Genomic DNA, 14,015 nt, shown 5'->3' with positions numbered 1-14,015 from the left:
GCCGAAGTGCCTCCAATTGCTCACAAGCACCCAGTACCGGACCACTTTTCGTGCACGGGCGAGGAGAGTGGTCTGGTTCTCCACAGCGGCGCAAAGCACGTGATTCGGTACGGCGCGGCCGGGGATCCCAACGCCATGACGATTCCTCAACGACCGTTCGCCTGGTTCGAGCTGCCTCAGCTGGGCGTTTCCCAATACGAGCTGCGGCACCTCCTCGAGAGCCGGGCCATTCGCCGTATGATCCAGGGCATCTACGCACCCGCCGACCTCGAGGACACCATCGAGCTTCGCGCTGCGGGAGCCGCGCTCGTGCTGGCGGACCACATGGTCCTGGCTGACCGGACTGCTGCGTGGTTGCACGGCGTGGACCACTACCGACTGGACGATCTCTCGGGCGTTCCCAGTCTCGACGTCGTTTCGGTGGGTGGTCCCAACGCGACCCGGCGACGGGGTGCTCGCGGTGGCAAGCGGGACCTCGATCCGAGCGACATCTGCCAGATCGCAGGTGTGCGGGCCACGACGCCGGCGCGCACAGCTGCAGATCTTGCGTGCCTGTTCGGCCGACGCGAGGCCGTCGCCGTACTCGATGCCTTCATGCGCACATGCCATGTCACGCGGGACGAGCTCGACCTTCTGGTCACACGGTTTGCCGGCCGTCGCGGAGTGACCCAGCTCCGCAACCTCGTTCCCATTGCGACACCGCTGGCGGAATCGACCGGAGAGTCCTGGACGCGCACCGACATCATCGATGCCGGGCTCCCGGCACCCACGCCGCAGTGCTCGATCAGGGTGAATGGGGTGGAGAAGTTCCGGCTGGACCTGGCCTACCCGCAGTGGAAGGTCGCCATCGAGTACGACGGCGCCGACCACCACACGTCGCCGGATGACCGAGCGCACGACGCCGCGCGACGCGACTGGCTCCGGCGGCACGGGTGGATCGTCATCGTCGTCACCAAGGAGGACTTCCGCACCGAGGCGTCGGGATCATGGCTCCACGAGCTGCGCGCGGCCCTCGACGAGCGGATGCCGCGCAAGATCAAGGCTCGTTACGCCCGCGGCGAGCGCGCTTCCCGACGTACCTTCTGACACCGGTCACGCGTCAAGACCAGGCACCTCGACCATCAAGACCGGGCACCTCGACCATCAAGACCGGGCACCTCGACCATCAAGACCGGGCACCTCGGCGGGACTGGGAGACGGCATAGAGGGTGACGGAAGCGGCGACGCCGGCGTTGAGGGACTCCAGCTCACCAGCCATGGGGATGGAGACGAGCTGGTCGCAGGTCTCGGCGACGAGGCGGGAGAGGCCCTTGTCCTCGGCGCCGACCACCACGACGAGCGGGCCGTCGGCGAGGTCGAGGTCGGGCAGCGAGACGTCGCCGTCGGCGGCGAGGCCGATCACCATGCAGCCGGCGTCCTGGTACGCCTTCAGCTGTCGCACCAGGTTCACCGCCTGCGCCACGGGGACGCGCGCCGCGGCACCGGCGGAGGTCTTCCACGCGGCCGCGGTCATGCCGGCCGCGCGGCGCTCGGGGATGAGCACGCCATGAGCGCCGAACCCGGCAGCCGAGCGTACGACGGCGCCGAGGTTGCGCGGGTCCGTCACCGAGTCCAGAGCCACGATCAGCGGCGGCTCACCGGCCTCGGAGGCGGCGTCGAGGAGGTCGTCGGGATGGGCGTACTCGTACGGCGGGACCCGGGCCGCGAGCCCCTGGTGCACCGCCCCACCGGTCAGCCGGTCGAGCTCGGCCCGCGGCACCTCGAGCAGGGACAGCCCCCGCTCGGCGGCCAGGTGGAACGCCTCGCGCAGCCGGCCGTCGCGCTCGGTGCCCTCGGCGACGTACAGCCCGGTCACCGGCATCTGCGCCCGCAGCGCCTCGACCACGGAGTTGCGACCAGCCACCCACTCGGAGTCGCCGCCCTTGGCCACGCGCTTCCTCGGACCGCGCGCGGCGGCCGCCTCGGCCCGCTGGCGCGACTTGTACGCCTTGTGGTTCGGGCGGTCCTTTGCCTTGGGCGTCGGGCCCTTGCCCTCGAGCCCGCGCTTGACCCGGCCGCCGGACCCGGCGGTCGGGTTGCCCTTGCCGGACTTGCGGATCGCGCCCTTGCGCTGCGAATTGCCTGCCATCAGACGGTCCACCTCGGCCCGTTGGGAGTGTCCTCGATCTCGATCCCGGCGGCCTTGATCCGGTCGCGGATCGCGTCGGCCGCCGCGTAGTCCTTCGCCGCCCGAGCCGCGTCGCGCTCGGCGAGCAGGCCGCCCACCAGCGCGTCGACCACCGCGGACAGCTTGCCGTCGTCGGACCCGCCGGAGCCGGCGTACGCCGGGTCGGCCGGGTCCAGCCCGAGCACGTCGAGCATCGCGCGCACCGAGGCGGCGTTGCCGCGCAGCGCCTCGGACGCGCCACCCGCGAGCAGCTTGTTGCCCTCACGCACGACGTCGTGGATGGCCGCGACCGCCGCCGGGGTGCCGAGGTCGTCGTCCATCGCCTCGAGGAACTCCGCGCACAGCATCCCGCCGTCCGGCACGGAGCCCAGCACCGAGGCGGCCCGGTCGAGGTACCCCTCGATCCGACGGAAGCCCGCCGCCGCCTCGTCCAGCGCCTCGAACGAGAACTCCACGTGCGAGCGGTAGTGCGCGGCGACCATGTAGAACCGCAGCTCGATCGCGCGCACGCGCTCCAGCACGGACGGCACCAGCAGCGAGTTGCCGAGCGACTTGCTCATCTTCTCGCCGGAGGTGGTGATCCACGCGTTGTGCAGCCAGTACGACGCGAACGGGCGGCCCGCGGCCCGGGACTGCGCCTGCTCGTTCTCGTGGTGCGGGAAGCGGAGGTCGACGCCGCCGCCGTGGATGTCGAACGCCGGCCCGAGGTACTTCCCGGCCATCGCCGAGCACTCGATGTGCCAGCCCGGCCGGCCCGGTCCCCACGGGGACGGCCAGGCCGCGGTCTCGGGCTCGGTCTCCTTCTTCCAACCCTTCCAGAGCGCGAAGTCGCGCGGATCGCGCTTGCCGCGCGGGTCGGCGTCGGTGGCCGCCTCCATGTCGTCGATGCGCTGGCGGGTCAGCTCGCCGTACGCCGGCCAGGAGCGGACGTCGAAGTAGACGTCACCGGAGCCGTCCTCGGCGGCGTAGGCGTTGCCGCGGGCGATCAGCTCGTTGATCAGCTCGATGATCTCGGGCACGTGCCCGGTCGCGGCCGGCTCGTAGGTCGGCGGGGCGACGTTGAGCGCGTCGTACGCCTTCTGCAGCTCGCGGTTCATCGCGTAGGCGAGGTTGTACCAGGGGCGGCCCTGCTCGGCGGACTTCGCGAGGATCTTGTCGTCGATGTCCGTGGTGTTGCGGATGAACGTGACGTCGTACCCCTTCACGCGCAGCCAGCGCTGGAGCACGTCGAAGTTCACCCCGGACCGGATGTGCCCGACGTGCGGCTCGGACTGCACGGTCAGCCCACACAGATAGATACCGACCTTCCCCTCCTCGAGGGGCACGAAGTCACGGACCTCGCGGGTGGCGGTGTCGTAGAAGCGGAGAGGCACTCGCCAATCCTAAGGGCGGTGCGGCCCCTGCCCGGAATCCAGACTTGACGGGCAGAAGCCGCACATGTCGGGCGGAGTTCTGCCCGTCATGTGCAGGATTCCCCGGTCGACCGGGGGATCCTGCAGCCCCTCATGCCTGCGTCGCCGAGAACTCCACCTCGTGCCACCCGGTTGCACCGTCGGGGCGCACGTCCTGCTCGACGCCGGTCTGCACCTGGCCGTCGGCACCGACGGCACGCACCCGGAGCCGGTGGTCGCCCTCGTCGAGGTGGAGGGTGGCCACCCACTGCCGCCAGGTGTCGTTGTTGGGCACGGTGCCGAGCTCGGCCTCGCGCCAGCCGGCGCCGTCGAGGGAGTACTCCACGGCCCGGATGCCCACGCTCTGCGCCCAGGCGGAGCCACCGACCCGAACCCGGCCGGCCGGGACCTCGTCGCCGCCGCGGGGCGACTCGATGCGCGAGGCGATCTTGACCGGGGCACGCTCGGACCAGCCCTTGTCGGTCCAGTACGCCGTGAAGTCCTCGAAGCGGGACACCTCGATGTCGGTGACCCACTTGCACGCCGACACGAAGCCGTAGAGGCCGGGCACGATCGTGCGCACCGGGAACCCGTGGTCGATGGGCAGCGGCTGGCCGTTCATCGCGATGGCCAGCATCGCGTTGCGGCCGGTCTCGGTGAGGACGTCGATCGGCGTCCCGCAGGTCCAGCCGTCCCAGGAAGTCTGCAGCACGGCGTCGGCGCCGGGCCGGACGCCGGCCTCGGCGAGCAGCGCGTCCAGGCGCACGCCGCTCCACCACGCGTTGCCGATCAGCGGCCCGCCGACCGGGTTGGAGACGCAGTTGAGCGTGATCCAGTCCTCGGTGATCTCGCGGTCGATGAGCGCCTGGTAGGTCAGGTTCACCTCGCGGTCGACCATCCCGTGGATGCGCAGGTTCCACTCCGACGGCTCGATCGCCGGTGCTGCGATCGCCGTGTGGATGAGGTAGAACCGCTCGTTCGGGGTCTTCCAGCGGCTGATGCCCTCGACGTCGACGCGGGCACCCGCCGGGGTCGCCGGGTCGCTGATCGGGAGCTTCAGCAGTCGACGGCTCATCTCCACGTGCCGGCGGCGCCGCCCCAGCCGCTCGCCGAAGCTCCCGACCGCGCCGGCGAGCACGGCGACCACCGAGGCCCGGACCAGGAAGGTACGACGGGTGTGCCGGCGCTGCTCCGGGATGCGTTCGGTGTCCTCCCGGGCCCGGCGCGCGTCGTCCTCGTGGGCGACCCTCAGCGGGTCGGTGAGGAACGAGAGCACCACGATCGAGGTGACGGTCCCGGCGGCGACGGGCAGCGTGTCGACGGCTCGGGCGTCGAACCGGGTCATCGCGGCGTAGAGGCCGATCCCGCCGAGCACCGCGAACACGATGATCGGCTGCCACCACGAGCGCGCGGCGAGCGTGCCGGCGTACGCCCAGCAGGCCACCAGCAGCAGGAAGATGATCAGCACGAGCACCGGCTTGTCCCAGTGGCCGAGGATCGCGATCGCCTTCTCGGCAAGGACGCCGGGGACGTACTGCACGACCAGCTCGGCCACCGCGACCGGCGGCGAGACCCGGAGCGTGAGCGCCATGGTGGCGGCATGGCTGACCGCCAGCCCCGCCAGGCCCGCGAGGACTCCGGCGGCACTCCAGATGCCGCGGGGCGCGCTCACCCACCCATCCTTGCTCAGGCATGATCGTCCCGTGAACCCGACTCTCCGTGTCGGCATCGGGACCGACGTGCACCGGCTGGCCGACGGCGTGCCCATGCGCCTGGCCGGCCTGGCGTGGCCGGAGGAGACGGCCGGCCTGGTCGGCCACTCCGACGGCGACGTCGCTGCACACGCCGCCTGTGACGCGCTGCTCTCGGCCGCGAGGCTCGGCGACCTGGGCTCGAACTACGGCACCGCGGAGCCGGAGTGGGCGGGCGCCGCGGGCAGCGCGCTGCTCGTCGAGACCGTGCGCCGCGTGCGCGCCGCGGGCTTCGAGGTCGGCAACGTCGCGATCCAGGTCATCGGCACCCGGCCCCGGATGGGCGCCCGCAAGGCCGAGGCGGAGCGGGTGCTGACCGACGTGGTCGGCGCGCCGGTCTCGGTGGCGGCGACCACGACCGACGGGCTCGGGCTGACCGGGCGGGGCGAGGGCGTGGCCGCGATCGCGACCGCCCTGCTCACCCGGGACTGAGCGCTACGCGGCTGTGGTGACCCGGCCCGCCTCAGGTCGGGCGGCGAGCGCCCGGTAGCGGCGTACGACCAGCTCGACGAGCAGCGGGTGCGGCCCGAGCACGCCGGCGACGGTTCCGGTGCCGGCGAGCCGGCCGAGATGGGCGGCCAGCCGGGCGAAGTGCCCGTCCGCGAGCAGGTACGGCGCCACGGCCACCCGACCGTCGGCCCGCGCCTCCGCCACCGTGTCGCCGACCGGCGGCCCGTCGCCGCTGACGGTGGCGACCCGGACCGGCGCGCCCCAACGGGCCTGGAGCATGCGGCCGGCGGAGGCCAGGTCGATGAGGGCGTCGGGGTCGCGGGAGCCGGCCGCCGCCAGCACCACGGGGTCACGGGGGCGGGCGCCGGCGCCGCGCAGCCGCAGGCACATCACCTCGGCGAGCAGCGGGTGCGGCCCGAGCGGGCGAGCCAGCTGCACGGGTGCGCCTGCCCTCGACATCGCGGCGGGCAGGTCGCAGCGGACGTGGAATCCGGTCGAGAGCAGCAGCGGCACCACGACCGCCGGAGCGTCGAGGGACCGGGCGACGGAGTCGAGGCTCGGCGCGCACAGCTCGACGTACGAACCTGTCGCGGGGACGCCGAGCCGGCGGGCTGCGTGCGCGGTGACCGCTGCCGCGACCCGGTTGCCGGCGGCGACCCGGGTGCCGTGGGCGACGGTGACGAGGGAGGGCGCGGTCATGCCGCCGCCAGCCGGTAGCCGCGCTTGACCACGGTCTGCACGACCCGGGTGCCGACCGCCGCCCGCAGCCGGGCGACCGCCATCTCGACGGCGTGCTCGGTGGCCGCCTGTCCGGTAGGCAGGGCCGCGAGCAGCTCGCGCCGGCCGACGACGTGGCCGGGGTTGACCGCGAGCGCCTGCAGCACTGCCAGCGGAGCCGGGGAGAGCCGCAGCGCGACCCCGTCGAGGTAGACGGTGTCGCCGTGCAGGAGCAGCTGGTGGCCGCCGGTCTCGATGGCCTGGCCGCACCGGCGCAGCGGCAGCTCGGTCTCCATGAGCTTGACCATCGCGGCCAGCCGCGACCGCTCCGGCTGGATGGTGGGCACGCCCCACAGCTCGAACGCCGCCGCGGTCACCGGCCCGACACACGTGGCGACCACGTCGGCCTGGAAGGCGGCGACCACCTCGTCGCGGCGCCCCACGGCACCGGCCACCTCCATCAGCGCGGCCACGGCGGGGGCCGAGGTGAAGGTGACCGCGTCCAGCTTGCGCTCCGCGATCAGGTCGACGAGCCGGAACACCGGCGCCGGGTCCGCCGCCCCCTCGACCCGGTAGACGGTCACCACCTCGACGGTCGCGCCCTGCCGGCGCAGCGCGTGGGCGACGGTCGAGAGCGACTGCCCGTGCTCCTGCACGACGATCCGCAGCCCGCTGAGGTCCCGGCCCCGCAGGTGTGCGAGCACGTCCTCGAAGCACTCGGACTCCGGTGCCCACAGCTCGCGCAGCCCGGCCCGGCGCAGCGCGCCCACCGACTTGGGACCGCGGGCCAGGATCTCGGCACGGTCCAGTGCCTCGAGCAACGGCACCTGCAGCCCCCACGGCTGGGTGGCCGCGATCCACGACCGCACCCCGATGCCCGTGGTGGCGATGAACATGTCGACCGGTGCCGAGAGGACGGCCTCGGTGGCCGCTCGCAGCGCCGCCTCGTCGATCCGGTTGGGCTCGACCGACAGCGCGGCCGCCCACTCGACCTCGGCCCCGCGCCGTACCAGCAGCGCGGTCTGCTCGTCGGCCTTGCGGGCGGCGGTGACGCCGATCCGGTAGTCGCGCAGCGGCGCCGCCTCGGTGCCGCTCATGCGAGCAGCCGCGGACCGACGTGGACCAGCCCGTCGACCACCTTCACCTCGTACGACGGCACCGCGACGTGGTCGTCGTCGAGACAGCGTCCGGTGCGCAGGTCGAAGGCATGCTTGTGCATCGGGGACGCCACGAACGGCACGTCACCCCGGGTGCCGACGATGCCGCGTGCCAGCACGGAGGCCTTCGCGAACGGGTCGTAGTTCCCGAGCGCGTAGACGCTGTCGTCGTGGGTCCGGAAGATCGCGAGTGCCTGGCCGTGCACGAGCGCGGTGACGCCGCGCTCGACCTCGAGCTCCTCCACGGGACACACGGGCTGCCATTCCTCTTGCGTCATGGGGCTCCCACGGGGATCGAGGCGCCCAGGTCGACCGGCTGGTCGAGGGTCGCCGGACGGATCTGGCCGCGCTCGGTGGTGAACGTGATGTTGGGGTCGGGGGTCCCGGGGGCGTTCACGAACGAGACGAAGCGGGCCAGCTTGTCGGAGTCGTCGAGCGTCGCCTTCCACTCGTCGACGTAGGTGTCCACGTGCCGGGCCATGTCGGCCTCGAGCTGGGCGCCGAGCCCGAGCGCGTCGTCGACCACGATCTCCCGGACCCGGTCGAGGCCGCCGTCGATGGTCCCGAGCCAGGTCGAGGTGCGCTGCAGCCGGTCGGCGGTGCGGACGTAGTAGAGGAGGAACCGGTCGAGGTAGCGGACCAGGTCCTCGGTCGACAGGTCGCCGGCCAGCAGCTGGGCGTGCGCCGGGGTGGCGCCACCGTTGCCGCAGACGTAGAGGTTCCAGCCCTTCTCGGTGGCGATGACGCCGAAGTCCTTGCTCCGGGCCTCTGCGCACTCGCGGGCGCAGCCGCTCACGCCGCCCTTGAGCTTGTGCGGCGACCGGAGCCCGCGGTAGCGGAGCTCGAGGTCGATGGCCAGCTGTACGGAGTCCTGCACGCCGTACCGGCACCAGGTCGAGCCGACGCAGGACTTCACCGTGCGCAGCGACTTGCCGTAGGCGTGGCCGGACTCGAAGCCGGCGTCCACCAGCCGCCGCCAGATCGCCGGCAGCTCCTCCATCCGGGCGCCGAACAGGTCGATCCGCTGGCCGCCGGTGATCTTCGTGTAGAGCCCGAAGTCGCGGGCCACCTCGCCGATCACGATCAGCTTCTCGGGCGTGATCTCGCCGCCGGGGACCCGCGGCACCACGGAATAGGTGCCGTTGCGCTGGATGTTCGCGAGGTAGGCGTCGTTGGTGTCCTGCAGCGCCGCGGTGTCGGCGTCGAGCACGTGGCCGTTCAGCTGGCTGGCCAGGATCGAGGCGATCGCCGGCTTGCACACGTCGCAGCCGCGCCCGCGGCCGTGCGCCTCGACGATGTCGTCGAACCTGCGGTAGCCGTGCACCGAGACCAGGTCGAAGAGCTCCTGCCGGGTCAGGTCGAAGTGCTCGCAGATGCCGGTCGCGACCCTGCGGCCGCCGGCCTCGAGCCGCTCGGTCAGCAGGTTCTTCACCACCGGCAGGCAGGAGCCGCACGTGGTACCGGCCCGGGTGCACGCCTTGGCGCACGGCAGGTCGGCACAGCCCTGCGCGTCGATGGTCGAGCAGATCGTGCCCTTGGTGACGTTGTTGCACGAGCACACGACCGCCCCGTCGGGCATGCCCACCTGAGCAGTCCCGCGGGCTGCGGGGAGAATCAGCTCCTCGGGGTTCTCGGGCAGGTCCATGCCGGAGGAGACCATCGGCCGGAGCACGCCGTACGCCGACGCGTCGCCGACCAGGACGCCTCCGAGCAGGCGGCTCCCGTCCGCGGAGACCACCAGCTTTTTGTAGATGCCGGCGACGGCGTCGGCGAAGACGAGCTCCAGCGCGCCGTCGGTGGTCGCGAAGGCGTCGCCGAACGACGCCACGTCGACGCCGAGCAGCTTGAGCTTGGTGGACATGTCGGCGCCGGTGAACCCGCCGAGCCCGTCGAGCAGCACGTCGACCACCACCTCGGCCATCTGGTAGCCCGGCGCGACCAGGCCGTACATCCGCCCGGCCGGCGCAGCGCACTCGCCGATCGCGAAGATGCCGGCGTCACGGGTGCGGCACTGCTCGTCGACCAGCACGCCCCCGCGCTCGGCGACGTCGAGGCCGCACTCGCGGGCCAGGCCGTCGCGGGGCCGGATGCCGGCGGAGAACACGACGACCTCGGCCGGGACCGTGGCACCCTCGGCCAGCGCCAGCCCGGTCACCCGGCCGGCCGGTGCGCCGGCCGCCTCGTCGGACCCGAGCACCGACGAGGTGGCCGCCCCCGTGTGGACCGTGACGCCGAGCTTCTCGATGTGCCGCACCAGGGTGGCGCCGCCGGCCGGGTCCAGCTGGACCGGCATCAGCCGCGGCGCCATCTCGACGACGTGCGTGTCGAGCCCGAGCTGGACCAGCGCGTTCGCCGCCTCCAGCCCGAGCAGGCCGCCGCCGATGACGGCGCCGGTGGTGGCCATGGCTGCCGCCTCCCGGATCGCCTCGAGGTCCTCGATGGTGCGGTAGACGAAGCACCCGTCGAGGTCCCGGCCCGGGACCGGCGGCACGAACGGCGCCGCCCCGGTGGCCAGCACCAGGACGTCGAAGCCGAGCAGCTGCCCGTCGTCGAGCGCGACGGTCCGGGTGTCGCGGTCGACGGCGGTGACCGTCGTGTCGAGGAGCAGCCGCACCCGCGGGTCGTCGTACTGCCCCTCGGGGAGCAGCGAGAGCTCGTCCGCGGTCGACGCGGAGAAGAAGGAGGTGAGCGCGACCCGGTCGTACGCCGGCCGCGGCTCCTCCCCCACGACGACCACGTCGAAGCGCTCGGTGAGCCCGCGCTCGATCGCCGCCTGCACGAAGCGGTGGCCGACCATGCCGTGTCCGGCGACCACCAACGTCTTGCGGGTGTGCGTCATGGGAGGTTCCTTTCGATGGACCGAGTCTGGGGTCGGTGTGTCAAGGGGCGGTTTTCGGTTTGTTTCGCGCGTGAAAACAGGTGTTCACACGGCGGCGGGGTCGCGGGCGCCCAGCAGGTCGCGGACCGCGGAGGTGCAGCCCCCGCAGCCGGTGGTGGCACGGGTCGTCGTCCGGGCCTCCTCGAGGGAGGCGCAGGCCCGGATCCGGCCTGCCGAGACACCGGCGCACGCACACACCTCGGCGTCGTCGGGCAGCAGGGTCGAGGAGTCGCCGGGTGGCCGCTCGGCCATGAGCAGCTCACCCGGCTCGTGCGGCCCGAGGACCGTGCGCCGGTCGTAGAGCTGGGTGATCAGCCCGACCCTGGACAGGTCGCCGACCAGGGTGCCCGCGACGATCACGCCGCCGCGGACCACGAGCTTGCGGTGGGTGCGGGCGATCGGGTTGGTCACCTCGACCACCTCGCCGTCGGTGCGCTCGGGATCACCGAGGACCGCCACGTCGAGTCCGGTGGCCCGGAGCCGCGCGACCGTCCGGGACCCGTCGTACCTCGCGTCCCCGCCGGTGAGGTGGTCGGCGAGGACGGCCGCCTGCTCCCAGGCCGGCGGCACCAGCCCGGGTGCGCGTCCGGCGTGCTCGGCGCAGTCGCCGATCGCGTGCACCCTGTCGTCGGTGACCGACTCCAGGTGCCGACCGACCACCATCCCGCGGCGGCAGTACAGGCCCGCCCGCCGGGCCAGCGCGGTCGACGGACGGCCGCCGGCGGCGAGCACCACCAGGTCGGTCTCGAGCGTGAACCCGTTGTCCAGCCGGAGCCCGGCGTCGGTCAGCCGCACCGCCCGCGAGCCCGTGTAGACCTCGGTGCGCAGCCGGCGCAGGTCCCGCTCCAGCACCGCGCCGCCGCGCTCGTCGACCTGCCGGCTGAGCAGGTGGTCGGTGCCCTCGACGACCTCGGTGGCCACGCCGCGCACCGACAGTGCCCGCGCCACCTGGAGCCCGAGGAGACCGCCGCCCACGACGACCGCCCGGCCGGCCTCGGGGACCGCGCCGAGCAGGCGGAGGCAGTCGGCCATCGAGCGGAACGTGTGCACCGCGGGGTGCAGGCTGCCGTCGAGCCGGACCAGCCCGCGGATCGGCGGCAGGGTCGGGATCGCGCCGGTGGCGAGGACCAGCCGGTCGTAGGGGATGCGGGTGCCGTCGACCAGCATCACCTCGGCGGCGTCCCGGTCCACCTCCAGCACCCGGGCGCCGGTGCGTAGGTCGATCCCGTGGCCGGCGTACCATCCCGGCTCGCGCAGGACCAGGGCGTCCAGCGGGTGCGTGCCTTCGAGGACCGCGGACAGCAGGATCCGGTTGTACGCCGGCCCGGCCTCGTCGCCCAGCACCGTGACGTGGCCGTCGTAACCGCGGGCGACCAGCTCCTCGCACAGCCGCACCGAGGCCATGCCGTTGCCGACCACGACCAGGCGCTCGTGCGCGCTCATGCCGGTCTCACCACCGCGGCGCACACCTTGAACTCCGGCATCCGCGATGCTGGGTCGAGGGCGTCGTTGGTGAGCCGGTTCGCCCCGACCCAGTGGAACGGCACGAAGACCGTGTCCGGCCGGATGGTGCCGACCACCCGCGCGGCCGCGGTCATCGCGCCGCGTCGGGTGGCGACCGTGACCGGCTCGCCGTCCGCGGTGCCCAGTCGCCGCGCCAGCATGGGGTGCATCTCGACGAACGGGCCGGAGTCGGGGAGGTCGCGGAGCCGGCGGGTCTGGGCGCCGGACTGGTACTGCCCGAGCACCCGGCCGGTGGTCAGGTGCACCGGGTAGTCCGCGCAGGGCTGTTCGGCCGGCCCGCGGTGCTCGACGACATGGAAGCGGGCCCTGCCGTCGGGGTGGGCGAACCCGTCCAGGAACATCCGCTGCGTGCCGGGGTGGTCGGGAGACGGGCAGGGCCAGAACACGCCGTGCTCGGCCCGGATCCGCGAGTAGTCGATGCCGGCATAGTCGGCCTTCCCGCCGGCCGAGGCCCGGCCCAGCTCGGCGAAGACCTCCTCCGGGTCGGTCGCGAACGGCACCGGGGAGCCCACCCGTTCGGCCAGGCCCGCGATCACGTCGAGGTCGCTGCGCACCCCCTCGGGCGCCCGGGTTGCGCGCTGCCGCAGCAGCACCCGGCCCTCGAGGTTGGTCATGGTGCCGGTCTCCTCGGCCCACTGGGTCACCGGCAGCACCACGTCCGCGCGGGCCGCGGTCTCGGACAGCACCACGTCGGCGACCACGAGCAGGTCCAGCGCGTCGAGCCGCTCGGAGACGTGCCGCGCGTTGGGGGCGGACACCACGATGTTGCTGCCGAACACCAGCAGCGCCCTCGGTCCGCTGTCGGTGCCCAGCGCGTCGAGCAGCTCGTACGCCGAGCGCCCCCTGCCCGGCAGGGTGTCCGGGTCGACGCCCCACACCGCAGCCACGTGCGCACGGGCCGCCGGGTCGTCGATCATCCGGTAGCCGGGCAGCTGGTCCGCCTTCTGCCCGTGCTCGCGCCCGCCCTGGCCGTTGCCCTGCCCGGTCAGGCATCCGTAGCCGGCGTACGGCGTGCCCGGCTGCCCGAGCGCCAGCGCCAGGTTGATCCAGGCCAGCACGGTGTCGGAGCCGGTCGCGTGCTGCTCGGCACCGCGCGCGGTGAGCACCATGACCCGCTCCGCGTCGACCAGCAGGCGGGCGAGCGCCCGCAGCTCGGGCACCGGCACCCCGGTCACCCGCTCCACGCGCTCCGGCCACCAGGCGGCCACCGACCGCTTCACGTCGTCGAACCCGGAGGTCCGCGTGGCGACGTACTCCTCGTCGACCACGCCCGCCGCGACCACGAGGTGCAGCAGCCCCAGCGCGAGGGCGAGGTCGGTGCCGGGGACCGGCTGGACGAAGACGTCGGCACGGTCCGCGGTCGGGGTGCGCCGCGGGTCGACCACCACGACCCGCCCGCCGCGCTCGCGGAGGGCGTCGAGGTGCCGGGCCGCCGGCGGCATGGTCTCGGCGAGGTTCGACCCGACCAGCACCAGCACGTCGGTCCGCTCCAGGTCCGCGAGCGGGAACGGCAGCCCGCGGTCCAGCCCGAACGCCCGGGTGCCGGCCGACGCCGCGGACGACATGCACCAGCGGCCGTTGTAGTCGATCTGGCTGGTGCCGAGCGCGGCCCGGGCCAGCTTGCCGAGCTGGTAGGCCTTCTCGTTGGTGAGCCCGCCGCCGCCGAACACGCCGACGGTGTCCGGGCCGTGCTCGGCCCGCAGCGCGGCCAACCGGCCGGCGACCAGGTCGAGCGCCGCGTCCCAGGTCGCCGGGGCCAGCTCTCCGGTGGCCGGGTCGCGGACCAGCGGCCGGGTGAGCCGCTCCCGGTGCCGGAGCAGGCCCGCCGCCGTCCAGCCCTTGCGGCACAGCCCGCCCCGGTTGACCGGGAACTCCTCCCACGCCACGACCTCGGGTGTGCGGGCACCCTCCAGCCGCATGCCGCACTGCAGCGAGCAGTAGGGGCAGTGCGTCTCGGTCGCGGTCATGGTGTCCTCCGGG

Annotated in this window: 11 protein-coding genes; 2 read left to right on the top strand and 9 right to left on the bottom strand. The window is 73.4% G+C overall.

The genetic code is table 11. The annotated features are described in order from the left end of the window. The first annotated feature begins 99 nt into the window (after window positions 1-99). Complete coding sequence (locus EKO23_RS13475) at window positions 100-1,086, top strand: DUF559 domain-containing protein (protein WP_167880464.1); 987 nt, start codon at window positions 100-102, stop codon at window positions 1,084-1,086. A gap of 79 nt (window positions 1,087-1,165) precedes the next feature. Here the strand turns inward: EKO23_RS13475 and rlmB are convergent, their stop codons facing one another. The 3 genes from rlmB to EKO23_RS13460 all read right to left on the bottom strand — a co-directional run bounded on the left by rlmB (window position 1,166) and on the right by EKO23_RS13460 (window position 5,230). After that, window positions 1,166-2,128 (bottom strand): 23S rRNA (guanosine(2251)-2'-O)-methyltransferase RlmB, encoded by a 963-nt coding sequence (gene rlmB, locus EKO23_RS13470; RefSeq protein ID WP_134718124.1) that lies wholly within the window; start codon window positions 2,126-2,128, stop codon window positions 1,166-1,168. Beyond that, a complete protein-coding gene (cysS, locus tag EKO23_RS13465; protein WP_134718122.1) occupies window positions 2,128-3,540 on the bottom strand; it encodes a cysteine--tRNA ligase in 1,413 nt (470 codons plus the stop codon). Before cysS ends, rlmB begins: the two co-directional genes overlap by 1 nt. A gap of 130 nt (window positions 3,541-3,670) precedes the next feature. Then, entirely contained in the window at window positions 3,671-5,230 is a 1,560-nt protein-coding gene (locus tag EKO23_RS13460) for a molybdopterin-dependent oxidoreductase (RefSeq protein ID WP_246051071.1), read from the bottom strand. A gap of 31 nt (window positions 5,231-5,261) precedes the next feature. Between EKO23_RS13460 and ispF the strand changes: the two genes are divergently transcribed. After that, complete coding sequence (ispF, locus tag EKO23_RS13455) at window positions 5,262-5,741, top strand: 2-C-methyl-D-erythritol 2,4-cyclodiphosphate synthase (protein WP_281280933.1); 480 nt, start codon at window positions 5,262-5,264, stop codon at window positions 5,739-5,741. 3 nt (window positions 5,742-5,744) lie between these two features. Here ispF and EKO23_RS13450 read toward each other — a convergent pair whose 3' ends face one another. The 6 genes from EKO23_RS13450 to EKO23_RS13425 all read right to left on the bottom strand — a co-directional run bounded on the left by EKO23_RS13450 (window position 5,745) and on the right by EKO23_RS13425 (window position 14,002). Beyond that, window positions 5,745-6,458 (bottom strand): sirohydrochlorin chelatase, encoded by a 714-nt coding sequence (locus EKO23_RS13450; RefSeq protein WP_134718116.1) that lies wholly within the window; start codon window positions 6,456-6,458, stop codon window positions 5,745-5,747. Further along, a complete protein-coding gene (locus EKO23_RS13445; RefSeq protein WP_134718114.1) occupies window positions 6,455-7,573 on the bottom strand; it encodes a uroporphyrinogen-III synthase in 1,119 nt (372 codons plus the stop codon). Before EKO23_RS13445 ends, EKO23_RS13450 begins: the two co-directional genes overlap by 4 nt. Further along, window positions 7,570-7,911, bottom strand: a complete 342-nt coding sequence (nirD, locus tag EKO23_RS13440) for a nitrite reductase small subunit NirD (RefSeq protein WP_134718112.1) — start codon at window positions 7,909-7,911, stop codon at window positions 7,570-7,572. Before nirD ends, EKO23_RS13445 begins: the two co-directional genes overlap by 4 nt. After that, complete coding sequence (nirB, locus tag EKO23_RS13435; protein WP_134718110.1) at window positions 7,908-10,472, bottom strand: nitrite reductase large subunit NirB; 2,565 nt, start codon at window positions 10,470-10,472, stop codon at window positions 7,908-7,910. The genes nirD and nirB overlap by 4 nt, the downstream gene beginning before the upstream one ends. 84 nt (window positions 10,473-10,556) lie before the next feature. Next, window positions 10,557-11,954 carry an FAD-dependent oxidoreductase gene (locus EKO23_RS13430; protein WP_134718108.1) on the bottom strand — a complete coding sequence of 466 codons (1,398 nt, stop codon included), beginning with the start codon at window positions 11,952-11,954 and terminating at the stop codon, window positions 10,557-10,559. Beyond that, window positions 11,951-14,002, bottom strand: coding sequence for a molybdopterin oxidoreductase family protein (locus EKO23_RS13425; RefSeq protein ID WP_134718106.1), 2,052 nt, complete (start codon window positions 14,000-14,002; stop codon window positions 11,951-11,953). The genes EKO23_RS13430 and EKO23_RS13425 overlap by 4 nt, the downstream gene beginning before the upstream one ends. Between the last annotated feature and the right edge of the window lie 13 nt (window positions 14,003-14,015).

Origin of the sequence: Nocardioides guangzhouensis, from assembly GCF_004519545.1 — a bacterium.
GTDB classification, from domain to species: Bacteria; Actinomycetota; Actinomycetes; order Propionibacteriales; family Nocardioidaceae; genus Nocardioides; species Nocardioides guangzhouensis.
The sequence above is the reverse complement of the archived record's forward strand: the minus strand, read 5'-3'. Positions and strand labels throughout refer to the sequence as shown.